Source organism: Streptomyces sp. NPDC051051 (genome assembly GCF_040682975.1).
Classification (GTDB): Bacteria; Actinomycetota; Actinomycetes; order Streptomycetales; family Streptomycetaceae; genus Streptomyces.
Genome location: NZ_JBFBCB010000006.1, coordinates 63,165 through 86,364, shown reverse-complemented (window position 1 = coordinate 86,364; position 23,200 = coordinate 63,165). Strand labels below are relative to the sequence as shown.

Below are 23,200 nucleotides of genomic sequence, written 5' to 3'. Positions count from 1 at the left end.
CCGGCTCAGCTCGCCCGGCGCTGGAAGGGGTGCAGGAGGTCGGACAGGTGCCAGTGGTGGTGCCGGCCGGTTTCCCCGGGCCCCTCGGCCACCGGCGCCGCCACGGGGCCGGCCGGAGGCGCCGGGCGGGGGCGGGCGGCGCTGAGGACGGAGGAGACCTGGCCGGCCCGCATGATGCGCAGGAGGTGCCCGTCGCAGTTGTGGCAGGCGGGGCGGCTCAGCGGGGACGGCACGAGGCGTCCGTCCGCCACGTACCGGACGAACTCGTGGCCCTCCGCGTCCGTGTGGTGCTCGATCTCGTACGTCTGTTCCCAGCCGTGCCCGCAGCGCATGCAGGCGAAGGAGTACGACTCGTGCACGACGGGGACCGCCGCGCGCGGGCCGCCGCGTTGCCCGGCGATCCCGCCGCTCTGCCCGCCGATCTCGCTGATCCCGTCGATCCCGCTGGTCTCGCTCATGCAGGCTCCTCTGGTCCGCTGGACGCCGGGACGGATGCGTCCCCGCCGTCCAGTGGACCGCTCCGCCGGGGTGGGCGCAGCCGACCTGTCGAGTGTTGGGCCCGATTTGGGCGTTCCTTGCCGAAGCGGGACGGGGAGCGACTTGTGGGCTTTGCCGTCGGCGACACTTCTTTACCGCCTGGTGGGAATACCTCTCACCAGGCGGTGACGGGAACTTTTCAGCCCGCGGCGTCCTCGGCCTCAGCCCGCGGCGTTCTTGGCCGCGACGACCGCGTCGAAGACCTCCCGCTTGGGCACCCCGGCCTCCGCGGCCACCGCCGCGATCGCCTCCTTGCGCCGCTCGCCGGCCTCCTCGCGCACCCGCACCCGCCGGACCAGTTCCGCCGCGTCGAGTTCGCCGGGGCCGCGCTCGGGCGCCCCGGTCACGACGACGGTGATCTCGCCGCGCACCCCCTCCGCCGCCCATCGCGCCAGCTCGCCGAGCGGGCCGCGCCGGACCTCCTCGTACGTCTTGGTCAGTTCGCGGCAGACGGCGGCGCGCCGGTCGGTGCCGAACACCTCGGCCATCGCGGCGAGGGTGTCGTCGAGCCGGTGCGGGGCCTCGAAGTACACGAGGGTGCGGCGCTCCTCGGCGACCTCGCGCAGCCGGGAAAGCCGCTCCCCCGCCTTGCGCGGCAGGAAGCCCTCGAAGCAGAACCGGTCGACGGGCAGGCCGGACAGCGCGAGCGCGGTGAGGACGGCGGACGGGCCGGGTACGGCGGTGACCCGGATGTCCTTCTCGACGGCCGCGGCGACCAGCCGGTAGCCGGGGTCGGAGACGGACGGCATGCCGGCGTCGGTGACGAGGAGGACGCGGGCGCCGCCGAGGAGGTGGTCGACCAGCTCGGGGGTGCGGGCGGACTCGTTGCCCTCGAAGTAGGAGACGACGCGCCCCTTGGGCGTCACGCCCAGCGCCTGCGTGAGCCGGCGCAGCCGGCGGGTGTCCTCGGCGGCGATGACGTCGGCGCCGGCCAACTCCTCCGCGAGCCGGGGCGGGGCGTCCGCGATGTCCCCGATGGGCGTGCCGGCAAGGACCAGGGTTCCGGGTGCGACTGTCACGTTTCCATCCTCGCAGGGGGAGATGGTCCCCGTTCGACCGGCCGGGCCGGATCGCCGGGAGCCCGGCGTGGCCGGACGAACAGGGCCCATGCACGGGACTCCCACAGCCCCGTTCCCTACGATGGCGCGGTGACCAGTACCGCGTCCTCCACGGACTCCACGGACTACCGGCAGGACCAGGCACCGCAGGACCGGCGGCCGGGGTGGCAGTCGCGGCTGCGCCGGTTCGGCTACGCGGCGGCGGCGGACGGCGACGTCCGGGAGCGGCTGGTGCCGCCGTTCGCCGAACCGAGCCCGCGGCTCTGGCAGGCGCTCGGGGTGCCGGCCGGGCTCGCCGACCGGATCACCCGCTGGTCGGGCTGGCTGGGTCCGCTGCTGGTCACGCTGGTGGCGGGCGTGCTGCGGTTCTGGAACCTGGGCAGCCCGAAGAAGGTGATATTCGACGAGACGTACTACGCCAAGGACGCGTGGGCGCTCGTCCACCGCGGCTTCGAGGTCAACTGGGACAAGAACGCCAACGACGTCATCCTGGGCAGCGGCGGCCACGTCACGATCCCGACGGACGCGGCGTACGTCGTGCATCCCCCGGTCGGCAAGTACGTCATCGGGCTGGGCGAACTGGTCTTCGGGTTCGATCCGTTCGGCTGGCGGTTCATGACGGCGCTGCTGGGGACCCTGTCGGTCCTCCTGCTGTGCCGGATCGGGCGCCGCCTCTTCCGCTCCACGTTCCTGGGCTGTCTGGCGGGCGCGCTGATGGCGGTGGACGGGCTGCACTTCGTGATGAGCCGCACCGCGCTGCTCGACGGGGTGCTGATGTTCTTCGTGCTGGCCACGTTCGGCTGCCTGGTGGCCGACCGGGACCGGGCGCGCGCGAGGCTGGCCGCCGCGCTGCCGCCGGACGCGGACGGCCGCTGCCGTCCGGACCCGCACGTCGCCGAGACCACCCGCCTGGGCCTGCGCCCGTGGCGCTGGGCGGCGGGCGTGATGCTGGGTCTGGCGATCGGCACGAAGTGGAACGGCCTGTACATCATGGTCGCGTTCTGCCTGATGACGGTGTTGTGGGACGTCGCCGCGCGCCGGGTGGCCGGTGCCCGGCACCCGTACCGGGTGGTGCTGAAGCGGGACACGGGCCTGGCGTTCCTGGCGACCGTGCCGGTCGCGCTGGTCACCTACCTGGTGTCGTGGACGGGCTGGATCCTCTCCTCGGACGGCGGCTCGGGCGGCTACTACCGCAACTGGGCGGCGACCGACGGCAAGGGCGGCAGCTGGACCTGGCTGTTCCCGGACTGGCTGCGCAGCCTGTGGCACTACGAGCACGAGGTGTACCAGTTCCACACCCACCTCACCTCGCCGCACACCTACCAGTCGAACCCGTGGAGCTGGCTGGTCCTGGGCCGTCCGGTGTCGTACTTCTACGAGTCCCCGGCGCCCGGCACGGACGGCTGTCCGGTGGACGCGGGCAAGAAGTGCGCGCGCGAGGTGCTGGCGATCGGCACGCCGATGCTGTGGTGGGCGGCCTGTTTCGCGGTGCTGTTCGTGCTGTGGCGCTGGTTCTTCCGCCGCGACTGGCGGGCGGGCGCGATCGCGTGCGGCATCGCCGCCGGGTACCTGCCGTGGTTCCTGTACCAGGAGCGCACGATCTTCCTCTTCTACGCCGTCGTCTTCCTGCCGTTCCTGTGCCTGGCGGTGGCGATGATGACCGGGGCCCTCGTCGGCCGACCGGGATCGAGCGACACCCGGCGGGTGGCGGGCGCGACGGGCGCGGGCGTCCTGGTGCTGCTGATCGCCTGGAACTTCATCTACTTCTGGCCCCTGTACACCGGCACCGCCATCCCGATCGACGACTGGCGTTCACGTATGTGGTTGGACACCTGGGTCTAACGATTGCGACAACTCCGGTGCCGCAGAACCCTCTTCCGCTTACTGTGAGCCCTGGGGGGACCCTTCTGAACGTGTTCAGAAGGGTCTGACGGGTCAACGGGGAGGACGACCATGCGCAAGGGGGCCAAGGCGGCGATCGTCGGATCGGTGTTCGCCGTCATGGTGGGCGGGGCCGGGTACGGCGCCTTCAACATCGTGAACGCGCTGGACGGGGAGGGCGGCGCACCGGGGGCGAGCGGGCCGGCGCCCGTGCGGACCGGGCCGCCGAGCGCCGCCGAGGTGAAGGAGACCAGCGCCGCGTTCTTCGCGGCCTGGGAGAAGGGGCGGGCGGCGAGTGCGGCGGCGCTCACCGACAACGCCGAGAAGGCGCGGCCGCTGCTCACCTCCTACGGCCGGACCGCGCACATCACCGGCGTGAAGATCACGCCGGGCGCGCCGGCCGGGCGCAGCGTGCCGTTCACGGTGAAGGCCACGGTGTCGTACGGAGGGAAGTCCAAGCCGCTCGCCTACGGCAGCCGGCTGACCGTCGTGCGCGGGGTGACCACCGGCAGGGCGCTGGTGGACTGGCAGCCGTCGGTCGTGCACCCCCAGCTCAGGGACATGGACGACACGCTGGTCACGGGTGAGTCGGCGGCGCCGCCGATCGAGGCCGTGGACCGCGACGGCAAGGTGCTGACGAAGGAGAAGTACCCCTCGCTCGGGCCGATGCTGAACGAACTGCGCGCCAAGTACGGCGACACGGCGGGCGGCACGGCCGGTGTCGAACTGGCGATCCACCACGCCGCCCCGGACTCCGCGGACACGCCGCTGCTGACCCTGGCCGAGGGCAGGGCGGGCCGGCTGCCCACCACGCTCAGGGCGAGCGCGCAGGCGGCCGCCGAGAAGGCGGTCCTGAAGCACCCCGAGTCGTCGGTGGTGGCCGTCCGGCCGAGCAGCGGTGAGGTGCTGGCGGTCGCCAACAACCGCAACGACGGCTGGAACGCGGCCTTCCTGGGGCAGGTGGCGCCCGGCTCCACCATGAAGATCGTCAGCGCGGCCACCCTCATCGACAACGGCATCACCACCGCGACCGGCCCGGCGCCCTGTCCGTCCGAGGCGACCTGGCAGAGCCAGACCTTCGGCAACATCAAGACCGTGCCCCCGAACGAGAAGGCGACCCTCTCCGAGAGCTTCGCGCGTTCCTGCAACACCGCCTTCGTGAAGTACGCGGACGAGGTGAAGGTGGACTCCCTGACCGACGAGGCCAGGAACCGTTTCGGGATCGGCCTCGACTGGAAGACCGGCATCCCCTCCTTCGACGGCTCCGTCCCGGCCTCCGGCGGCCCGGACACCGCGGCCAACATGATCGGCCAGGGCGAGGTCCAGATGAACCCGCTGAACATGGCGTCGGTGACGGCGACCGCGATGACGGGCGCCTTCCGGCAGCCGGTGATCGTGCCGCGGAGCCTCGACGGCCGCGAACTCGCCCACGCGCGCGGGCTGCCGGCGGGCACCGTGGAGCAGCTGCGCGCCATGATGAACCGCACCGCGACCAGCGGCACGGCGGCCGGCGTGATGTCCGGCCTGAGCGGCCGGATCGGCGCGAAGACGGGTTCGGCGGAGGTCGACGGCAGGGCGAGCTCCGACAGCTGGTTCACCGGCTACCGCGACGACGTGGCCGCCGCCGCGATGGTCCAGGACGGCGGTCACGGCACCGACGCGGCCGGCCCGATCGTCGCGGCCGTACTGCGGTCGGGCGCCTGAGGACACCCGTACGGCGTGGGTGACGTCACACGTGACGTCACCCCGCGGGCGGGGACTCTAGGCTGGGCGCCGTCGTGGGTGCCGGTGGGGAGGACTCGCACCGCCGGTGGGACGACTCACCCGGCGGGGAGGGTCCGGCGGGGACAGTGGGGCGAGGCGGCCCCCCGTAGAGCACGGAGGATCGCGGGCTGTGGGCAAGAGAAGGCGCGTCGCCGAACGACGGAGCAAGCGGCCGGCCGTGGTCGGCGGCATGATCGCCGTCGTCGTCGCGGGCGCGGGCCTCGGCGGCTACGCGCTGTACGGCGGCGGAGCGGCGGCGCAGGACGGTTCGGCGGCGGCGAGGAAACCGGCGGTCCGGACCGGTCCGCTGTCGGCGACCGAGATCACCACCGCCGCCAGGGCGTTCCTGACGGCCTGGCAGCAGGGCAAGGTCGCCGAGGCCGCCGCGGCCACCGACGATCCGGCGGCCGCCGGTGCCCTGCTCACCGGCTGGACCAAGGACGCCCGCATCACCGGCGCCACCCTCACGGCCGCACCGCGCGCGGGCGCCAAGGTCCCCTTCGCCGTGAAGGGCACGGTCGCCTTCGGCAAGGCGAGCAAGCCGGTGGCGTACGACAGCGCGCTGACCGTGGTGCGGCGGGCGGAGGACGGCAAGCCGCTCGTCGACTGGCACGCGTCCGTGGTCCACCCCGACCTGGCCGACGGGGACACCCTGGTGACCGGCGAGGCCGGTGATCCGCCGGTCAAGGCGCTCGACCGCGACGGCGGTGAGCTGACCGCGAAGAAGTACCCGTCCCTGGGCACCGTCCTGGACGGACTGCGCGAGAAGTACGGCAAGAAGGCCGGCGGCACCGCGGGGGTCGAGCTGCGGGTGGTCCGCGGCAAGGCGTCGAAGGCGAAGAAGGCCTCCGACAAGACGCTGCTGGAGCTGAGCGAGGGCACCCCCGGCACCGTGCGGACGACGCTGAGTCCGTCTCTCCAGGCCGCCGCCGAGAAGCAGGTCGCGAGCGCCGCGCGGGCGTCGGTCGTGGTGACCCGCGCCTCCACCGGCGAGATCCTGGCCGTGGCCAACAGCAACCCGAACTTCAACACGGCGTTCCAGGGCTCGCTGGCGCCCGGCTCCACCATGAAGGTCGTCACCTCCTCGCTGCTCATCGAGAAGGGCCTGGCGTCGGCGAACAAGGCGCATCCGTGCCCGAAGTACTTCAGCTACGGCGGCTGGAAGTTCCAGAACGACGACAAGTTCGAGATCAAGGGCGGCTCCTTCAAGGCGAGCTTCGCGCGCTCCTGCAACACGGCCTTCATCAGCCAGGCGGGCAAGCTCGACGACGACAGCCTGACCAAGCAGGCCCAGCAGGTCTTCGGCCTGTCGTCGAACAACTGGGCGATCGGCGTGCCGACCTTCGACGGCGCGGTGCCGGTCCAGTCGGCGGCCCAGAAGGCGGCGGAGCTGATCGGCCAGGGCGGGGTGCGGATGAACCCGCTGAACATGGCGTCGGTGGCGGCCACGGTGAAGTCGGGCACCTTCCACCAGCCGTACCTGGTCGCCCCGTCGGTCGACGGCCGCAGCCTGGCGAAGGCCCCGCGCACGATGTCCGCGGACACGCTGTCGCAGTTGCGGGAGCTGATGAACTACACGGCCGCGCACGGCACGGCGGCCGAACCGATGGCGGGACTCGGCCCGGACTACGGCGCCAAGACGGGCTCCGCCGAGGTCGACGGGCAGAAGCAGCCCAACGGCTGGTTCACGGCCTACCGCGGCGACCTCGCGGCGGCGGGCGTGGTGCAGCAGGGCGGTCACGGCAGCGAGTCGGCGGGACCGATCGTGGCGGCACTGCTGAAGGCGGGCGCCTAGGACGGACCGGTCCGGGCGGACCGGTCCGGGCGGACCGGGACGGGCGGCTAGCGGGTCAGCTGCCGGCCCGTCGGGCTCGTCGCCGTGTAGGTGCGGCGCAGGAAGCGCAGCAGCGCCTTGGACTCGAACTGCACGACCGAGACGCCCTGCGGGGAGTGGAACTCGACGATGGCCTGGACGCGTCCGCAGGGCCAGACGCGGACCTCCCCGCTGCCGGCCGGGGCGCGCAGCCCCTGTTCCAGCAGGGTGCGGGCGATGCTCCACTCACGGCCGCCGGGGAGTCCGACCCGCACGGTGCGCGGGTCCTCGTCGGGGTCGTAGTGCAGGGCGACGGGAACGGCGCTCCGTTCCTCCTCGGCCAGGTCCGCGTCCGTGACGATGTGGGCTCGCGCGTACTGCTCGACTACAGACATCTGCCGCCCTCTCACTCTGCGTGACCTGTGCGGAATCTGTGCGTCCACCCCTTCTCCAATGTCGCACATTTCCCCGCCCTCGCCCGCCGGGGCGGGCGCATCTCACATGTGCGATACACGAACCTCATCGCGCGTCCCACAGCAGGACTCCCTCGCTCTTGCAACCTATTCGCATTAAGCCACTATCATCGAACGGTGCACGTACCCGACGGATTCATCAACGCCCCGACCTCCGCCGTGACCGGAGTCGTCGCCGCGGGCGCCATCGCCGTGAGCCTGCGAGGGGCACGCCGCGAACTCGACGAACGCACGGCGCCGCTGGCCGGCCTGGTGGCCGCCTTCATCTTCGCCGTACAGATGCTCAACTTCCCCGTCGCGGCCGGAACAAGCGGCCATCTGCTCGGCGGTGCCCTCGCGGCGATACTCGTGGGCCCCTTCACCGGGGTCCTGTGCGTGTCCGTCGTCCTGCTGATGCAGGGCATCCTCTTCGCCGACGGCGGCCTGACCGCGCTCGGCGTGAACATCACCGACATGGCGGTCGTGACGACGGTGGTGGCCTACGCCGTCTTCCGCGGACTGCTGAAGGTCCTGCCGCGCGGCCGCCGTTCCGTCACCGTCGCCTCCTTCGCCGCCGCGCTGCTGTCCGTGCCGGCGGCGGCCCTCGCCTTCACGCTGATCTACGCGGTCGGCGGCACCACCGACGTGGCGATCGACAAGGTGGTCACCGCGATGGTCGGCGTGCACGTGCTGATCGGCGTCGGCGAGGCCGCGATCACCGCGCTGACGGTCGGCGCCGTCATCGCCGTACGGCCGGACCTCGTGTACGGGGCGCGCGGGCTGCGGCAGCGGCTCCGGCTGCGGGTGCACGGCGAGCTGGTGGACGTGCCCGCCGCCGAGGGGACGCGCGCGGCGCCCGTCGCGGCGCGCGCCTCCCGCCGCACGCTGTGGGCGACCGGCCTGGTCACCTCCCTCGTCCTCGCCGGCTTCGTCAGCTTCTACGCCTCCTCGGACCCGGACGGCCTGGAGAAGGTCGCCGCCGACAAGGGCATCGACGACAGGACCGAGGAGCACGCCGCCGCGGACTCCCCGCTCGCCGACTACGGCGTCGAGGACGTCGACGACGCCCGGCTGTCCGGCGGGCTCGCGGGCGTCATCGGCGTCGGCACGACCGTCGTGGCGGGCAGCACCGTGTTCTGGGCGGTCCGCCGCCGGCGCGGCTCCGACGCGTCCCCGACCGCCGTCGAGAACGTCTGACATGGGCGCCGGGCACGCCCACCGGCTCTACCGGCACGGACACTCGCCGGTGCACTCCCTGCCGCCGCACACCAAGCTCGCCGCCACGTTCGCGTTCGTCGTGGTCGTGGTGTCGACACCGCGCGAGGCGGTGTGGGCGTTCGGCCTGTACGCCGTCCTGCTCGGCGTCGTCGCGTTCCGGGCGCGCGTCCCGGCCGGCTTCCTGCTGAAACGGCTGCTGATCGAGGTGCCGTTCGTCGCGTTCGCCGTGCTGATGCCGTTCGTGGCCGAGGGCGAGCGGGTGGACGTCCTGGGACTGTCCCTCAGCGTCGACGGACTGTGGGGCGCCTGGAACGTGCTCGCCAAGGGCACCCTCGGCGTGGCCGCCTCGGTCCTGCTGGCCTCCACCACCGAACTGCGCGAACTCCTCCTCGGCCTCCAGCGCCTGAAGCTGCCGCCGCTGCTCGTGCAGATCGCCTCCTTCATGATCCGCTACGGCGACGTCATCACGGACGAGATGCGGCGCATGCGGATCGCGCGGGAGTCACGCGGCTTCGAGGCGAGCGGCGTCCGGCACTGGGGCGTCCTCGCGAAGTCCGCGGGCGCCCTGTTCATCCGCTCCTACGAACGCGGGGAGCGCGTGCACCTGGCCATGGTCAGCCGGGGGTACGCCGGTGCCATGCCGGTGATCGACGAGGTGACCGCCTCGCGCGCGCAGTGGTCGTACGCGCTGACCCTGCCGCTGGCCGCCCTCGTCGTCTGCGTGCTGGGATGGACCCTGTGACTGCTTCCCTCGAGGTCTCTGGCCTCGCCTTCGCCTACCCCGACGGCCACCAGGCCCTGTTCGGCGTGGACTTCTCGATCGCGCGCGGGGAGCGGGTGGCACTGCTCGGGCCGAACGGCGCCGGCAAGACCACCCTCGTGCTGCACCTCAACGGCATCCTGACCGGCGGCGCCGGCACGGTGACGGTCGCCGGGCTGCCCGTCGGCAAGCGGCACATGGCTCAGATCCGGCGCAAGGTCGGCATCGTCTTCCAGGACCCCGACGACCAGCTGTTCATGCCGACCGTGCGGGAGGACGTGGCGTTCGGGCCCGCGGCGGCCGGGCTGACGGGCGCGGAGCTGGAGGAGCGCGTGGACCGGGCGCTCGCGCAGGTCGGCATGGCCGACTTCAAGGAGCGTCCGCCGCACCACCTGTCCTTCGGGCAGCGCCGCCGGGTCGCCGTCGCGACCGTGCTGGCGATGGAGCCGGAGATCCTCGTCCTGGACGAGCCGTCCTCCAACCTCGACCCCGCCTCCCGCCGCGAACTCGCCGACATCCTGCGTTCCCTCGACGTCACCGTCCTGATGGTCACGCACGACCTGCCGTACGCCCTGGAGCTGTGCCCGCGCTCCCTGATCCTCAGCGAGGGCGTGATCGCGGCGGACGGACGCACGGGCGAACTGCTCGCCGACGACGCGCTGATGCGGGCGCACCGCCTGGAGCTGCCGTTCGGATTCGACCCGCGCTCCGTGACAATGGGGGCGTGACGAACGCGCGCGTGACCCGTCAGGACCGTGACGTCGAGGGCTCGCTGTCGCTGGACGAGCAGCTGTGCTTCGCGCTCTACGCGGCCCAGCGGGCGGTGACGGCCGCCTACCGGCCGCTCCTCGACGACCTCGGTCTCACCTACCCGCAGTACCTGGTGCTGCTGGTGCTGTGGGAGCGCGGCGAGACGACGGTCAAGGAGCTGGCGGCGGCCCTGCGGCTCGACTACGGCACGGTGTCGCCGCTGCTGAAGCGGCTGGAGGCGGCCGGCCTCGTGCACCGGGAACGCTCGGCGCGCGACGAGCGCTCGGTGCTCGTCGCCTGCACCGGGCGCGGGGAGGCGCTGAGGGAGCGCGCGGAGCGGGTGCCCGGCGCGCTGCTCGCGTCGACCGGGCTCGGCGCGGCGGAAGCCGTGCGGTTGCGCGAGGAGCTGTGGGGGCTCGCGGAGAAGGCGCAGGGGTCGGCGCAGCGGGGCCGCTGAGCCCTCGCGGCGACGCCTCTTACCTGCGGTTACCGCCCCCCCTCGGCCGAGCGCTTCGCCACCGGCGGGTACCTTGTGCGCGATGTAATTGGGCACAACTCCGGGGAGGTCCCGCAGTGACCGAAGGCGCCGCCGTCGACGCCGTCAATGGCGTCGGCGCGATCGACACCCGTCCGACGAAGATCATGTACGTCGCCGAGGCGACCGCCCACGGCGGCCGGGACGGCTACGTGACCAGTCAGGACGGCCGGATCGACCTGAAGGTGGCCATGCCGCCGGAGCTGGGCGGCGACGGCAACGGCACCAACCCCGAACAGCTCTTCGCGGCCGGCTACAGCTCCTGCTTCCACAACGCGCTGATCCTGGTCGGCAACCGGGCGGGATACGACCTCACCGGCTCCACCGTCGCCGCGAAGGTCGGCATCGGCCCCAACCGGACCCACGGCTACGGCCTCGCGGTCGCCCTCAGCGTCTCGCTGCCCGTGCTCGACGCGGGCCTCGCCGCCGAGCTGGTCGACGCGGCGCACCAGGTGTGCCCGTACTCGAACGCGACCCGCGGCAACATCGACGTAACGATTCTGCTGGGCTGACCGGACACCGGAATCGCGGGCCCGGCGAGGGCGTTGTCCCCTCGGTCGCAGGTGAACCGAGAGGACGTACGGACGTGGATGTGCACGGCACGGTGACCGCCGGCTTCGAGCCGGTCGGGGAGGCCTTCGCCCGCAACTTCGACACGCTCGGGGAGCGGGGCGCGGCCGTCGCCGTCTATCGGGACGGGCACAAGGTCGTCGACCTGTGGGGCGGCAGCCGGGACGTCGACGGCGGGGCGCCCTGGGAGCGGGGCACCGCGCAGATCGTGCGCTCCGCGACGAAGGGTGTCGCCGCCGCCGTCCTACTGATGCTGTGGCAGCGCGGGGAGCTGGACCTGGACGCGCCGGTGGGGGCGTACTGGCCGGAGTACAAGGCGGCCGGCAAGGACCGGACCCTCGTGCGGGACGTGCTCGCGCACCGCGCCGGGGTGCCCGTGCTGGACCGGCCGCTGACGCCGGCCGAGGCCGCCGATCCCGATCTCGGCGCCGCGGCGGTCGCCGCGCAGGCACCGGCGTGGGAGCCGGGAACGGACCACGGCTACCACGCGCAGACCTACAGCTGGCTGACCGGCGAGCTGGTGCGACGGGTCACCGGGCGGACGATCGGCGCCTGGATCGCCGAGGAGATCGCCGCGCCGGCCGGGGCCGAGCTGTGGCTCGGTCTGCCGGAGCGCGAACGGGCGCGCGTGGGACGCGTGGGGCAGACCGAGGCACCCTCGCCGACGGGTGCGCTGCGCACGCGCCCCAAGCGCGCGGTCGCCGACGCCTACGCCGACCCCGGCTCGCTCACCCGCCGCGCCTTCGCCGCGATCACCCCGCTGCCCGACGAGAACGACCCCGCCTACCGGGCGGCGGTCCTGCCCGCCTCCAACGGCATCGCCACGGCGGACGGGCTGGCCCGCTTCTACGCGTCGCTGATCGGCGGGGCCGACGGCGGCCGCCGCCTCCTCGCCCCGGAGACGGCGGCCGCGGCGCGCGGTGAGCGGTCGGCCGGGGCGGACCGGGTGCTCGTCGTGAACACCCGCTTCGGCCTCGGCTACATGCTGCACGGCGCCGCGTCGCCGCTGCTGTCCCCCACCTCCTTCGGCCACCCCGGCCGCGGCGGCCCCCTCGGCTTCGCCGACCCGGAGTCGGGCATCGCCTTCGGTTACGTCACCAACGGCTTCCGGTCGAGCGTGACGGCGGACCCGCGGGCGCAGGCACTCGTACGGGCCGTGCGGACGGCGACGACCGGCCGCTGACGGCCGTCCTCCCGCGCCCGCCTGGTCCGCCGGGTCCGCAGCGTCCGCTCATACGTGGATCGGGTGCGAGGTCCTTCCCGACGCGTCGTCGATCTCCATGTGGGCCTTCGTCAGCAGTTGCATGGCGACCTCGTTCAGCGCACGGGCGCCGGCGATCTCCTCGCCCACCCGCGGCTGGTTGGGGTCGACCCGGTGACGGCTGGCGTGCCCGTGGGCCCGGACCTCGGACCCGTCGGGCAACCTGACCAGCGCGACCGCGCGCGTGTGCTGATCGTCCTCCTCGAACTCCAACTCGACGTGCCATCCGACTGTGGTGTGCATCATGACGATCACCTCCGGAACACCTGCTTCCAGGGTGCTCCTCGACGCGCCCGCGCGCACCCACTCGGGTCACGGCAGCAGACTCGGGCAGTCGTCCGGCACGTCGATGCCGAAGTCCTCGGCGAGCACCTTGCGCACCTCCGCGTCCCGGGTCAGTTCGCGCTCGGTGACCGTGCCGTCGGCGCGGGTCTCGGTGAGGACGGCGCCGTTGAGGAGGAGGTGGCGGTCGGCGGTGACGCGCTGGGCGTAGGGGCGGCGGCTGAAGGGCGAGCGGGGGTTGGTCGCGATGTGCCAGTTGACGACCTCGAAGTCGGGGTGCTCGAACGGTTCGACGGTGAAGGCGTACTGGGCCTGCCAGGGGGTTGGGTCCCCCGCGACGTGCGTCTCCAGCACCCACAGCTCCAGAGGCCCGCGGTGCGGGGCGTGCACCAGGCGGTGGCGGCGGCCCGCGGCGCGGAACTCGGTGCCCGGCGTCAGCGGGACGGGCTCCAGGAGCGCGCCGGGGGCGCCGAAACCGACATCGGCGAGGTACGGCCCCGGCCCGCCGGGGACCTCGACGAGCAGCGCCATGTGGGTGCGCGGACGGTCCTCGAACCGTTCGGCGCCGACGACCACGCGGGCCGCAAGCCGCGTCACCCCGAAGCCGAGCGCCTCCAGGACACCCGCGAACAAGGTGTTGTGCTCGTAGCAGTAGCCGCCGCGCCGGCTGCCGACGAGCTTGGCGATCAGGTCGGCGGGGGCGAGGGAGGGGGCCGAGCCGCGGACCGGGTCCAGGTTCTCGAAGGGGATGGCGCGGGCGTGGGCCAGGTGCACGGCCTCCAGCGTGGCCGCGTCGGCACGCCGGGCGCCGCTCCAGCCGACGCGGCGGAAGTAGGCGTCGAGGTCGTCGGGGGTGAACTGAGCGCTGTCGGGCATGACTTCACCGTAGCCACAGCCGCACCGGGCCGCCTCGGACCGGGGCGGGAGCGGGCCTGGGCCTTTGGTCCCGGGTCGCGGGGACACCGGTGATCCGGCCCGGCCGGGAACGTCGTTGCGGCCGGCCGGGGCGGCCACTACCGTCCTCCGGGTGACTGCCGGGTCGGCCATGGGCCACGCACGAGTGAGGCGCCCGGCCCCGGCGTGAGCGCGAGGCGGGCCAGGGGCCCGCCGTCCCGTCTCCGCGTCCTTCCTCCCCGCCCTCCCCGCGAGGGCACCACCCTGGACACCGAGACCGGAGACCTTCCCTCACCATGCCCGTTCAGTCACCGCTTCCCCGGCTCGACCACCTCGCCGTGCACGCCCATGACCGGCAGCTCTCGGCCGAGTTCCTCGCCGCGATCCTGGGCGTGCCGGTCGGCGCGCCCTTCGGCCCGTTCCTGCCGGTCGACCTCGGCAACGGCGTCACCCTCGACTTCTACGAGAAGCGCGACGAGCCGATCCAGTCCCAGCACTACGCGTTCCTCGTGGCGGAGGAGCAGTTCGATGCGATGCTCGCCCGCCTGGACGCCGTCGGCGTCACGTACTACGCCGACCCCCGGCACACCGAACCCGGCCGCACCAACCGCCTGTTCGGCGGCCGCGGCGCGTACTTCGCCGACCCGGACGGCCACAACCTGGAGATCATGACGCGGCCGTACGCGCGGCCGTAGCGGACGGAACGGCTTCGCTCGCCGTCGCCCTCACCCCGGGTGCAGCATCAGGCCGATGCCCACCACGAGGAGGGCGGCGGCGGCGATGCGCGGCGCGCCGAAGCGTTCCTTGAAGAAGACCGCGCCGATCGCCGCCCCGACGATGATCGACGACTCGCGCAGGGCGGAGATCGGGGCCAGTTCGGCGCGCGTCTGGGCCCACAGGACGAGGGCGTACGCGGTGACCGAGAGGGCCGCGCCGAGGAGGCCGAGGGCCGCGTGGGGGCGGAGGAGGGCCAGGGTTCCGCCGCGTCGGCGGAGGAGGACGTACAGGGGCAGGACCGTGCCCTGGACGGCCATCAGCCAGGCGATGTAGCCGAGGGAGGACCCGGACGCGCGGACGCCGAGGCCGTCGACGACCGTGTACGCGGCGATGGTCAGGCCGGTCGCCAGCGCCGCGCCGATCGCCGCCCAGTCGGGGCGCCGTCCGCGCAGACCCCACAGGGCGACGCCGGTGAGGCCCGCGCAGGACACGGCGATCCCGGCGGCGGCCCAGCCGTCGGGCACCTCGTGCGCGAACACGGCGGCCAGGACCGTCACGACGAGAGGCGCCGAGCCGCGCGCGATCGGGTACGCCTGCCCGAAGTCCCCGAGCCGGAACGAGCGCATCAACAGCGCGTAGTAGGCGATGTGGACCACGGCCGAGACCAGCAGGTACGGCCACGCCGCCGCCGCGGGGAACGCCGCGAACGGCGCCATCGCGAGGCCGATGAGCAACCCGCCGCCCGAGATGAGGGTGAAGCCGGTGAGCTTGTCGGTGATCCGGTGGGCGATCGCGTTCCAGCTTGCGTGGGTGACCGCGGCGAGCAGGACCGCCGAGGTGACCAGCGGCGTCACGCGGTGCGCTCGCGCACGTCCACGACGGCGGCGCCGGCGTGTCCGACGAGTTCCCCGGGCGCCGTGGGGAACACGGTGTGCGGGGTGCCGGCCGCGGCCCGGGCCACGTCGGGAAAGCGGCGGATACGCGGGTGCGGGTCGCCCGGTCCGGGGGCGTCCAGGGCCCCGGCGGAACGGGGGTGGACTCCGGAGGTCCCGGCGACCCCGGCGGTCGTGGAGTTTCCGGGCTCGTCGGCGTCAGTGGCGGCTGTCGTCGTCATGCACCGCACGGTAGCGGTGCGGTGCACGGGCGGGTGAACGGATCGACCGCCGCCTCCGCCGCCCACCGTGGCGGGCCGTCCTCGCGGGTGCGGGCCCCGCGCACGTCAGGACGGCGCGCCCGCCCCCGGAAGAGGGGGCCGGGCGCGCCGCCGGTGAGGGTGTGTCAGTGACGGTCGCCGCGGTCGTGGCGGTCGCCACCGTGGTGGCGGTCGTAGCGGTCGCCACCGTGGTGACGGTCTCCGCGGTCGTGGCGGTCGTCGCCCTGGTGGCGGTCGTAGCGGTCGTCGCCGTGGTGGCGGCCGCCCCAGGACTCGGCGTCGACGAAGCGGTTGCGGTCGTTGCGCAGGGTGGCCGTGTCGGCGCGGTTGTCCCACACCTCGCGGCGGCGGTCCTGGAACAGGTCGGTGCGGGTGTCGCGGCCCTCACCGGTGTGGATCCTGACGGTGGCACGGGGGGCCAGGCGGTAGTAGTCGAAGGTGTAGACGCGGCCGTCCCGGTTCGACAGCCTCCACCCGTCCAGGTTGATCGCGTGGCGGGTGGTGTTGGTGAGCTCGACCCACTCCCTGTTCAGGGAACGGTTGGAGCGGTCGTCACGGCCGCCCGGCGCGTCGTACTGGACGGCGCTGATCTCCACCTTCGGCCGCTCGTCGCGCGAGTGGTCGGCGGCGGACGCCGGCAGCGCCACCGCGCCGACCACGGCGGCGGCCGCGAGGCCTGCGGCGGCGAGACGACGGGCGGAAACAACGGAAGCAGACACAAGGTCTCCTAGTTTTGTGCGAGTTGCGACCGTATCGGCCGCAGAACCCACACTTGACCACCACACATCCCGCAAGGGGCCGATTGACGCCTCACGTTACGAATCATCCATATTCCGGTGACAGTAGCGTTCTATGTCCATCTATGCGTTGAAGGCATGGAGCCGTTGCCGGGTCTGCCCTGCGGGCCCTCCCGGTGATCGGGCGTCACCCGAAAGTGGGTCACAACGGGCAGGGCGAACAAAAGGCCGGTGAGGGCGCCCCGTCCCCACGGAGCCCTCACCGGCCTTCTCTCACCGCGCCCGCTCAGCGCGGCGTCATGCGCGGACCGGTTCCCGGTCCTTGTCGGGGTCCGGGTCCGCGTCGCGGGAGTCGAGGGCCTTGAGTCCCTCGCCCTCGACGTCCACATCGGGCAGGGCCCGGTCCAGCCACCTCGGCAGCCACCAGGCCTTCTCGCCGAGCAGGGCCAGGACGGCCGGGACGATCGCCATGCGGACCACGAACGCGTCGAAGAAGACGGCGATCGCCAGTCCGAAGCCGATCATCTTGATCATCTGCTCGCTGGACGTGATGAAGCCGCCGAAGACGGCCATCATGATGATCGCGGCGGCGGCCACGACCCGTGAGCTGTGCCGGAACCCGGTGACGACGGCCTGGGCCGGCGTCTCGCCTTGGACGTGGGCCTCCCGCATGCGGGTCACCAGGAACACCTCGTAGTCCATGGCGAGACCGAAGACCACGCCGACCATGAAGATCGGCATCATCGACATGATCGGGCCGGTCTCCTCGACGCCGAGCAGGCCGCCGAACCAGCCCCACTGGAACACCGCGACGACGGCGCCGAGCGCGGCGAGCACGCTGAGCAGGAAGCCGAGGGCCGCCTTCAGCGGGACCAGGACGGAGCGGAAGACCACGATGAGGAGGAGGAAGGCGAGGCCCACCACCAGTCCCAGGTAGGGGATCAGCGCGTCGTTGAGCTTCTGCGAGAAGTCGATGTTCATCGCGGTGGTGCCGGTGACCAGGACCTCCGCGCCGGTGTCGGCCCTGACGCCGGTGCCCTCGGCACGGATGGCGTGCACCAGGTCCTCGGTCCGGGTCGAGGACGGCTTGGAGTCCGGGATCACGGTGATCGTCGCGGTGTCGCCGGCCTTGTCGAAGGCGGCCGGGGTGACCGTCACGACGTCCTCGAGGCCCTCGATCCCGTCCGTGACGGTGCTGACCGCGCCCCGCGGGTCGTCGCTCTTCCGGGCGTCGACGACGATCGTCAGGGGGCCGTTGAAGCCGGGCCCGAAGCCCTCCGACAGCAGGTCGTAGGCCCGGCGCTGCGTGGTGGACGTGGGCTGCGAGCCCTCGTCGGGGAGGCCCAGTTCGAGCTGGGTGACCGGGACGGCGATCGCCCCGAGGCCGACCACGCCGAGCAGCAGGACGGCGGCCGGGCGGCGGACGACGAAGCTCGCCCAGCGGGTGCCGAGGCCGGGCCCGGCCGGGGCCGCCGGCCGGGACGCCGCCGCCTTCTCCGCCCGTCCGGCCCGGCCGGGGCCGCGCCGCTCGCGCTTCTCGCCCACCGGGTGGATCCTGCGGCCCGCGAAGCCGAGCAGCGCCGGGATCATGGTGAGGGCGATGAGGACGGCGACGACGACCGTGCCCGCGGCGGCGAGGCCCATCTTGGTGAGCATCGGGACGTTGACGACCGCGAGGCCCGCCAGGGCTATCACGACGGTGAGACCGGCGAAGACCACGGCCGACCCGGCGGTGCCGGTGGCGCGGCCCGCCGCCTCCTCCCGGTCCCGGCCGTCGGCGAGTTCGCCGCGGTAGCGGGAGACGATGAACAGCGCGTAGTCCATGCCGACCGCGAGGCCGATCATCAGCGCGAGGGTGGAGGTGGTGTCGCCGAGGTCGAGCGCCTCGGCGAGGGCGGTGATGGTGGAGACGCCGATGCCGACGCCGATGATCGCGGTCAGCAGCGGGAGTCCGGCCGCGACCAGCGAACCCAGGGTGACGACGAGGACGACCGCGGCGATGGCGATGCCGACGGCCTCGCCGGCCGCTCCGGGCTCGGCCCCGGCCTGGAGGGCGTCACCGCCGATGTCGACGGTCAGCCCGGCGGCCCGTGCGTCGTCCCCGGCCGCCTCCAGGGCGTCCCTGGTCGTGTCGGCCAGCTCCATGCCGGGGACCTCGTACTTCACCGACGCGTAGGCGACCGTGCCGTCCTTGCTGACGGCGTTCGTCGTGAACGGGTCGGTGACCGAGACGACCTCGGAGCCGGCGCTCAGTTCCTCGACGGTCTTCGCGACGGTCGCCCTGTTGCCGGCGTCCGTCATCTTCTGGCCCTCGGGCGCCTTGAAGACGATGCGTCCGGTCCCGCCGTCGGCGCCGGCGCCGGGGAACCGCTGTTCCAGCAGGTCGAAGGCCTTCTGCGCCTCGGTCCCCGGGATGGAGAAGGAGGTGGTGCCCGGTGCGGGCGCGGAGGCCGCGCCGACGCCCGCGAGCGTCAGCAGGGCGACCCATATCAGGGCGACGAGGCGCCGTCGCCGGAAGGCGAGCCGGCCCAGTCGGTGGAGGAACGTGGCCATGGAGGCGTACTCCCGGTCAGGTCGTGGGGTGGAGGGGCAGGGGTGACCGACCCGGCGGGGAGGCAGGGGTGATCGGCCCGACGACGTGAGCGGTTGGCGTCAGGAGGTGGCGACCGCGGGGACGGTCAGGAGGTGGCGGGGATGCCGAGGGCGGGGAGGACCACGGCGTCGATGTACGAGGTGAGGAAGGCCTGCGTGGGTGGCTGGTCGTCGAGCAGGGCCCGGGTGGCGAAGCCGCCGATCATCATGTGCAGGAGGAACTCCAGCGCGGGGCAGTCCGCACGGACCTCGCCCCGGTCGACGGCCCGCTGGATCACCTGGTGGAAGCCCGCCATCTCGGGCTCGACGAGCTGTGCCCGGAACGCCCTGCGCAGGTCGGCGCTGTTGTGCATCGCCATGGCGACGCCCCGCATGAGCGCCGAGTTCTGCTCGATGGTGCAGTCGTCCTCGAGCCGGATCAGCGCGTGCAGATCGCCCCGGAGCGAGCCGGTGTCGATGCCCTCGCCGTGATCCGGCTTGCTGTGCTTGATGGCCTTCACGACCAGGTCGGCCTTGCCGCCCCACTGGCGGTAGAGCGTGGCCTTGCTGGACCGGGTGCGGGCGGCGACGGCGTCCATGGTCAGGGCGTCGTAGCCGACCTCTCGGAGCAGGTCGAGCACGGCCGCGTACAGCTCGGCCTCGCGCTCGGGCGTGATGCGACTGCGACGCGCCGTCGCGACCTCAGTCATGCCACTCACCTTCCGGCTCCGGTACGGACTCGTCCCGTACATCAAGAAGATACCCTGCGCCCTTTCGAAACGAAACGGTTTCGTACGTGCCCTGGCTCACGTCCGTCAAGAACCCATAAGTTGCCCGGCCCCCGGTGCCGGAAAAGCATGGGAACGTGACCTACTTGCGCCTGCCGCACCTCAGCGGTGACCAGTTGTGCTTCGTGGCCGAGGACGACCTCTGGCTGGCCCCGCTCGACGGACCCGGCCGCGCCTGGCGGCTCACCGCCGACCGCACCAAGGCCGGCCACCCCCGCTTCTCGCCCGACGGCAGCCAGGTCGCCTGCACGAGCTGGCGCAGCCTCGTGCCCGAGATCCACCTGGTCCCCGTGGACGGCGGTCCCGGACGGCGGCTGACGTACTGGGGCAGCCCCGACACCCGCGTCTGCGGCTGGACGCCGGACGGCGACATCCTCGCCGTCGGCTCCCACGGCGAACCCTTCTCCTATTTCACCTGGGCCTACAAGGTCTCCCCCGACGGCTCCCCCGGCCGCAAACTCCCCTGGGGTCCGGTCACCGACCTCCAGAGCGCCGACCTCGACGGCGAACGCCGCACCCTGCTCCTCACCGGCACCCCGCCGCACGAGCCGGCCTCCTGGAAGCGGTACCGGGGCGGCGCCACGGGCCGGCTCTGGCTGCACGGACAGCGGCTGCTCGCCGACCTGGAGGGCCACCTCGCCGCCCCCATGCTCGTCGGCGGCCGGGTCGCCTTCCTCTCCGACCACGAGGGCGTCGGCAACCTCTACTCCTGCGCCCACGACGGCTCCGACCTGCGCCGGCACACCGACCACGACGCCTTCTACGCCCGCAACGCCGCCAGCGACGGCACCCGCGTGGTCTACCAGTGCGCCGGGGACCTCTGGATCGTCGACGACCTGTCCCCGGACTCCGCGCCGCGCCGGATCGACGTACGGCTCGGCGGGCCGCGGACCGGACGGCGGCGCTACCCGATCCCGGCCGCGCAGCACGTGGACGGGATCTCGGTCGACGAGACCGGGCGGGCGAGCGCGGTCGTCGTGCGCGGCAGCCTGTACTGGCTCACCCATCGCGACGGGCCCGCGCGGACCATCACCGACCCGCCCGGGGCACGGGTCCGGCTCCCCGAGATGCTCGGCTCGGGCGGGCAGGTCGCCTACGTGACGGACGCGGAGGGCGAGGACGCCGTCGAGATCGCCTACCTGCCGCGCGCGAGCGGCGACCGCGCGCCGCGGCGACTGGCCTCCGGCGGCCTCGGCCGGGTGCTGGAGATGGTCTCCGATCCGGCGGGCGAACGGCTGGCGATCGCCTCGCACGACGGTCGCCTGCTGCTGGTGACGGTGCCCGACGAAACGGTGTCCGACGAAGCGGCGGACGCGGGCGGGACGGGGCCTTCGGAAGGCGGGGAGGCCGGGGAGACAGACGGCTCCGGCGGCTCCGGCGGTGAGGTCGTCGAGTTGATCCGGTCGGTCAACGGGCCGGTGCGCGATCTCGCGTTCTCTCCCGACGGGGGCTGGCTGACCTGGTCGCATCCGGGGATCGGGCGGTCGCTGCGGCAGATCAAGATGGGCCGGATCTGCGGACCGGGCAGGGGCGACGCACTGATCGTCGACGTGACGAACGGGCGCTTCGAGGACGAGAACCCGGTCTTCACGCGCGACGGACGCTATCTCGCCTTCCTCTCCTGGCGCGGCTTCGACCCGGTGTACGACGTCCACACCGGCGACCTGTCCTTCCCGCTCGGCTGCCGCCCCTACCTGGTGCCGCTGAACTCCGCGACCCCGTCCCCCTTCGCCCTCACCCCCGAGGGACGGCCGGCCGCGGGCGGGCTCGACCCGGCCGAGGACGAGGGCGGCGACGGCACGGTGAGCGTCGAGGTCGAGGGGCTGGCGAGCCGGGTGACACCGTTCCCGGTGCCCGCCTCCAAGTACTCGGCGCTGTTCCCTGTCGCGGGCGGCGGTCTGGTCTGGCTGCGCTGGCCGATCTCCGGGGCGCTCGGCGAGACCTTCGCCAACCCCGACGACACCAGCGGCCGGCCGACTCTGGAGCACTTCCACCTCGGCAAGGCGAAGAGGTCCGAACTCGTCGAGCACCTCGACTGGTTCGCGGTCAGCGGCGACGGCAGCCGGCTGGTCGTCGTCGACGAGGGCGAGCTGCGCGCGGTGCCCGCCACCGAGTCCGGCGACCTCGACTCCACGGTCTGGATCGACCTGCGCCGCATCCTCCACGAGGTCGACCCTGGCGCCGAGTGGCGGCAGGCCTACGCGGAGGCGGGCCGGCTCATCCGCGCCTACTTCTGGGACCCGGGGATGTGCGGCATCGACTGGGACGCGATCCTGGACCAGTACCGGCCCCTGGTCGAACGGGTCGCCTCCCCGGACGAGTTCGCCGACCTGCTCCGGGAGGTCCTCGGCGAGCTCGGCACCTCCCACGCCTACGTCACCGCCGCCCGCCGCAACGAGGGCCCCGCGCACTACCAGCGCCGGCAGGGGCTCCTCGGCGCCAACCTCGTCTGCCGGGACGGCCGTTGGACGGTCAAGCGGATCCTGCCCGGCGACTCATCCGACTCCAGGGCGCGGTCACCGCTGGCCGGGACCGGCATCCGCGAGGGCGCGGTGCTCACCCATGTCGACGGGCGGCCGGTGGACCCGGTCACCGGTCCCTTCCCGCTGCTGGCAGGAGCGGGCGGTACGACGGTGGAGCTGACGTTCACCCCCGCCGAGGGCGAGACCGGGCGGACCCGGCGGGTCGCCGTCGTCCCCCTCGTCGACGAACGGCCGCTGCGCTACCAGGACTGGGTCGCCAAACGGCGCGAGGTCGTGCGGGAGTTGAGCGGCGGGCGATGCGGCTATCTGCACATCCCCGACATGGGCGGCTCCGGCTGGGCCCAGTTCAACCGCGACCTGCGGATGGAGGTGTCCCGGCCCGCACTGATCGTGGACGTCCGCGGCAACGCGGGCGGGCACATCAGCGAACTCGTGGTGGAGAAGCTGACCCGCACCATCCTCGGCTGGGACCTCACCCGCGACGCCCAGCCCGTGTCGTACGCCTCCAACGCGCCCCGCGGCCCCGTGGTCGCCCTCGCCGACGAGGCGACCTCCTCCGACGGCGACATGATCACGGCCGCGTTCAAGCTGCTGGGACTCGGGCCGGTGGTGGGGCAGCGGACGTGGGGCGGGGTGGTCGGCATGACCGGACGGCACCGGCTCGGCGACGGGTCGGTCATCACCGTGCCGATGAACGCGGCGTGGTTCGACGCCTACGGGTGGTCGGTGGAGAACCACGGCGTCGCCCCCGACCTGGAGGCGCTGCGGACCCCGCTGGACTGGGCGGAGGGACGGTACGCACAGCTCGACGACGCGGTGTCGCTGGCGCTGGCCCTGCTGGAGACGGAGCCGCCGGCGTCCCCGCCGAGCCTCGCCGACGCGCCCGACAGGTCCCGCCCCCGGCTGCCCCCGCGGGGGCGTTGAGGGTGCGTCGTCGGGCGCGGCCGGCCCTCACCGGCCCGCACCCGAGGACGCG

Annotated in this window: 20 protein-coding genes and 1 pseudogene; 11 read left to right on the top strand and 10 right to left on the bottom strand. The window is 73.2% G+C overall.

All coding sequences use genetic code 11. The features are described 5' to 3' along the window. Nucleotides 1–5: 5 nt before the first annotated feature. Together AB0N31_RS06905 and rsmI are read right to left on the bottom strand one after the other, a co-directional pair. Nucleotides 6–431 carry a hypothetical protein gene (locus AB0N31_RS06905; protein ID WP_366057440.1) on the bottom strand — a complete coding sequence of 142 codons (426 nt, stop codon included), beginning with the start codon at nucleotides 429–431 and terminating at the stop codon, nucleotides 6–8. 267 nt (nucleotides 432–698) lie between these two features. Further along, a complete protein-coding gene (rsmI, locus tag AB0N31_RS06900) occupies nucleotides 699–1,556 on the bottom strand; it encodes a 16S rRNA (cytidine(1402)-2'-O)-methyltransferase (protein WP_366057305.1) in 858 nt (285 codons plus the stop codon). A 129-nt stretch (nucleotides 1,557–1,685) separates the two neighbouring features. On the opposite strand from rsmI, the gene AB0N31_RS06895 reads away from it, so the two are divergent. The 3 genes from AB0N31_RS06895 (at nucleotide 1,686) to AB0N31_RS06885 (ending at nucleotide 7,035) form a co-directional block, all read left to right on the top strand. Next, on the top strand, nucleotides 1,686–3,437 hold the full coding sequence (locus tag AB0N31_RS06895) for a phospholipid carrier-dependent glycosyltransferase (protein ID WP_366057304.1): 1,752 nt from the start codon (nucleotides 1,686–1,688) through the stop codon (nucleotides 3,435–3,437). Between the two features lie 111 nt (nucleotides 3,438–3,548). Further along, nucleotides 3,549–5,180, top strand: a complete 1,632-nt coding sequence (locus AB0N31_RS06890; protein WP_366057303.1) for a penicillin-binding transpeptidase domain-containing protein — start codon at nucleotides 3,549–3,551, stop codon at nucleotides 5,178–5,180. Between the two features lie 190 nt (nucleotides 5,181–5,370). Next, nucleotides 5,371–7,035 carry a penicillin-binding transpeptidase domain-containing protein gene (locus tag AB0N31_RS06885; protein WP_366057302.1) on the top strand — a complete coding sequence of 555 codons (1,665 nt, stop codon included), beginning with the start codon at nucleotides 5,371–5,373 and terminating at the stop codon, nucleotides 7,033–7,035. A gap of 47 nt (nucleotides 7,036–7,082) precedes the next feature. Here the strand turns inward: AB0N31_RS06885 and AB0N31_RS06880 are convergent, their stop codons facing one another. Next, nucleotides 7,083–7,448, bottom strand: coding sequence for an SsgA family sporulation/cell division regulator (locus AB0N31_RS06880; RefSeq protein ID WP_366057301.1), 366 nt, complete (start codon nucleotides 7,446–7,448; stop codon nucleotides 7,083–7,085). 195 nt (nucleotides 7,449–7,643) lie between these two features. On the opposite strand from AB0N31_RS06880, the gene AB0N31_RS06875 reads away from it, so the two are divergent. The 6 genes from AB0N31_RS06875 (at nucleotide 7,644) to AB0N31_RS06850 (ending at nucleotide 12,521) form a co-directional block, all read left to right on the top strand. Beyond that, nucleotides 7,644–8,702: an energy-coupling factor ABC transporter permease gene (locus tag AB0N31_RS06875; RefSeq protein WP_366057300.1), complete on the top strand. Its 1,059-nt coding sequence runs from the start codon at nucleotides 7,644–7,646 to the stop codon at nucleotides 8,700–8,702. 1 nt (nucleotide 8,703) lies between these two features. Beyond that, nucleotides 8,704–9,465 (top strand): cobalt ECF transporter T component CbiQ, encoded by a 762-nt coding sequence (gene cbiQ / locus AB0N31_RS06870; RefSeq protein ID WP_366057299.1) that lies wholly within the window; start codon nucleotides 8,704–8,706, stop codon nucleotides 9,463–9,465. Then, a complete protein-coding gene (locus AB0N31_RS06865) occupies nucleotides 9,453–10,211 on the top strand; it encodes an ABC transporter ATP-binding protein (protein WP_366057298.1) in 759 nt (252 codons plus the stop codon). The genes cbiQ and AB0N31_RS06865 overlap by 13 nt, the downstream gene beginning before the upstream one ends. Next, nucleotides 10,208–10,690 carry a MarR family transcriptional regulator gene (locus tag AB0N31_RS06860; protein WP_366057297.1) on the top strand — a complete coding sequence of 161 codons (483 nt, stop codon included), beginning with the start codon at nucleotides 10,208–10,210 and terminating at the stop codon, nucleotides 10,688–10,690. The genes AB0N31_RS06865 and AB0N31_RS06860 overlap by 4 nt, the downstream gene beginning before the upstream one ends. Nucleotides 10,691–10,875: 185 nt before the next feature. Continuing rightward, entirely contained in the window at nucleotides 10,876–11,280 is a 405-nt protein-coding gene (locus tag AB0N31_RS06855; protein WP_366057439.1) for an organic hydroperoxide resistance protein, read from the top strand. A 74-nt stretch (nucleotides 11,281–11,354) separates the two neighbouring features. After that, complete coding sequence (locus AB0N31_RS06850) at nucleotides 11,355–12,521, top strand: serine hydrolase domain-containing protein (protein WP_366057296.1); 1,167 nt, start codon at nucleotides 11,355–11,357, stop codon at nucleotides 12,519–12,521. Nucleotides 12,522–12,569: 48 nt separating this feature from the next. Here the strand turns inward: AB0N31_RS06850 and AB0N31_RS06845 are convergent, their stop codons facing one another. Together AB0N31_RS06845 and AB0N31_RS06840 are read right to left on the bottom strand one after the other, a co-directional pair. Continuing rightward, entirely contained in the window at nucleotides 12,570–12,845 is a 276-nt protein-coding gene (locus AB0N31_RS06845; protein ID WP_366057295.1) for a DUF1876 domain-containing protein, read from the bottom strand. Nucleotides 12,846–12,911: 66 nt separating this feature from the next. Beyond that, a complete protein-coding gene (locus AB0N31_RS06840) occupies nucleotides 12,912–13,757 on the bottom strand; it encodes an arylamine N-acetyltransferase (RefSeq protein ID WP_366057294.1) in 846 nt (281 codons plus the stop codon). Nucleotides 13,758–14,071: 314 nt separating this feature from the next. Between AB0N31_RS06840 and AB0N31_RS06835 the strand changes: the two genes are divergently transcribed. Then, a complete protein-coding gene (locus AB0N31_RS06835) occupies nucleotides 14,072–14,470 on the top strand; it encodes a VOC family protein (protein WP_366057293.1) in 399 nt (132 codons plus the stop codon). A gap of 30 nt (nucleotides 14,471–14,500) precedes the next feature. Here the strand turns inward: AB0N31_RS06835 and AB0N31_RS06830 are convergent, their stop codons facing one another. The 5 genes and pseudogenes from AB0N31_RS06830 to AB0N31_RS06810 all read right to left on the bottom strand — a co-directional run bounded on the left by AB0N31_RS06830 (nucleotide 14,501) and on the right by AB0N31_RS06810 (nucleotide 19,663). Beyond that, nucleotides 14,501–15,346: a DMT family transporter gene (locus tag AB0N31_RS06830; RefSeq protein WP_366057292.1), complete on the bottom strand. Its 846-nt coding sequence runs from the start codon at nucleotides 15,344–15,346 to the stop codon at nucleotides 14,501–14,503. After that, nucleotides 15,343–15,456, bottom strand: a pseudogene (locus tag AB0N31_RS06825) (YbaK/EbsC family protein); the annotation flags it as partial. The pseudogene AB0N31_RS06825 and the gene AB0N31_RS06830, both read right to left, overlap by 4 nt. A gap of 314 nt (nucleotides 15,457–15,770) precedes the next feature. Further along, entirely contained in the window at nucleotides 15,771–16,364 is a 594-nt protein-coding gene (locus tag AB0N31_RS06820) for a lamin tail domain-containing protein (protein WP_366057291.1), read from the bottom strand. A gap of 315 nt (nucleotides 16,365–16,679) precedes the next feature. Further along, nucleotides 16,680–18,935: an MMPL family transporter gene (locus AB0N31_RS06815; protein WP_366057289.1), complete on the bottom strand. Its 2,256-nt coding sequence runs from the start codon at nucleotides 18,933–18,935 to the stop codon at nucleotides 16,680–16,682. 125 nt (nucleotides 18,936–19,060) lie between these two features. Continuing rightward, a complete protein-coding gene (locus AB0N31_RS06810; RefSeq protein WP_366057288.1) occupies nucleotides 19,061–19,663 on the bottom strand; it encodes a TetR/AcrR family transcriptional regulator in 603 nt (200 codons plus the stop codon). A gap of 155 nt (nucleotides 19,664–19,818) precedes the next feature. Here AB0N31_RS06810 and AB0N31_RS06805 point away from each other — a divergent pair, with 155 nt between their 5' ends. Then, a complete protein-coding gene (locus AB0N31_RS06805) occupies nucleotides 19,819–23,148 on the top strand; it encodes a S41 family peptidase (protein ID WP_366057287.1) in 3,330 nt (1,109 codons plus the stop codon). Nucleotides 23,149–23,200 lie beyond the last annotated feature (52 nt).

Bases quoted from the DNA above. Each gene is read 5' to 3' on its own strand.
- AB0N31_RS06890 (WP_366057303.1), top strand. From the start codon at position 3,549: ATGCGCAAGGGGGCCAAGGCGGCGATCGTCGGATCGGTGTTCGCCGTC.
- AB0N31_RS06880 (WP_366057301.1), bottom strand. From the start codon at position 7,448: ATGTCTGTAGTCGAGCAGTACGCGCGAGCCCACATCGTCACGGACGCG.
- cbiQ (WP_366057299.1), top strand. From the start codon at position 8,704: ATGGGCGCCGGGCACGCCCACCGGCTCTACCGGCACGGACACTCGCCG.
- AB0N31_RS06865 (WP_366057298.1), top strand. From the start codon at position 9,453: ATGGACCCTGTGACTGCTTCCCTCGAGGTCTCTGGCCTCGCCTTCGCC.
- AB0N31_RS06855 (WP_366057439.1), top strand. From the start codon at position 10,876: ATGTACGTCGCCGAGGCGACCGCCCACGGCGGCCGGGACGGCTACGTG.
- AB0N31_RS06845 (WP_366057295.1), bottom strand. From the start codon at position 12,845: ATGATGCACACCACAGTCGGATGGCACGTCGAGTTGGAGTTCGAGGAG.
- AB0N31_RS06840 (WP_366057294.1), bottom strand. From the start codon at position 13,757: ATGCCCGACAGCGCTCAGTTCACCCCCGACGACCTCGACGCCTACTTC.
- AB0N31_RS06835 (WP_366057293.1), top strand. From the start codon at position 14,072: ATGCCCGTTCAGTCACCGCTTCCCCGGCTCGACCACCTCGCCGTGCAC.
- AB0N31_RS06815 (WP_366057289.1), bottom strand. From the start codon at position 18,935: ATGGCCACGTTCCTCCACCGACTGGGCCGGCTCGCCTTCCGGCGACGG.
- AB0N31_RS06810 (WP_366057288.1), bottom strand. From the start codon at position 19,663: ATGACTGAGGTCGCGACGGCGCGTCGCAGTCGCATCACGCCCGAGCGC.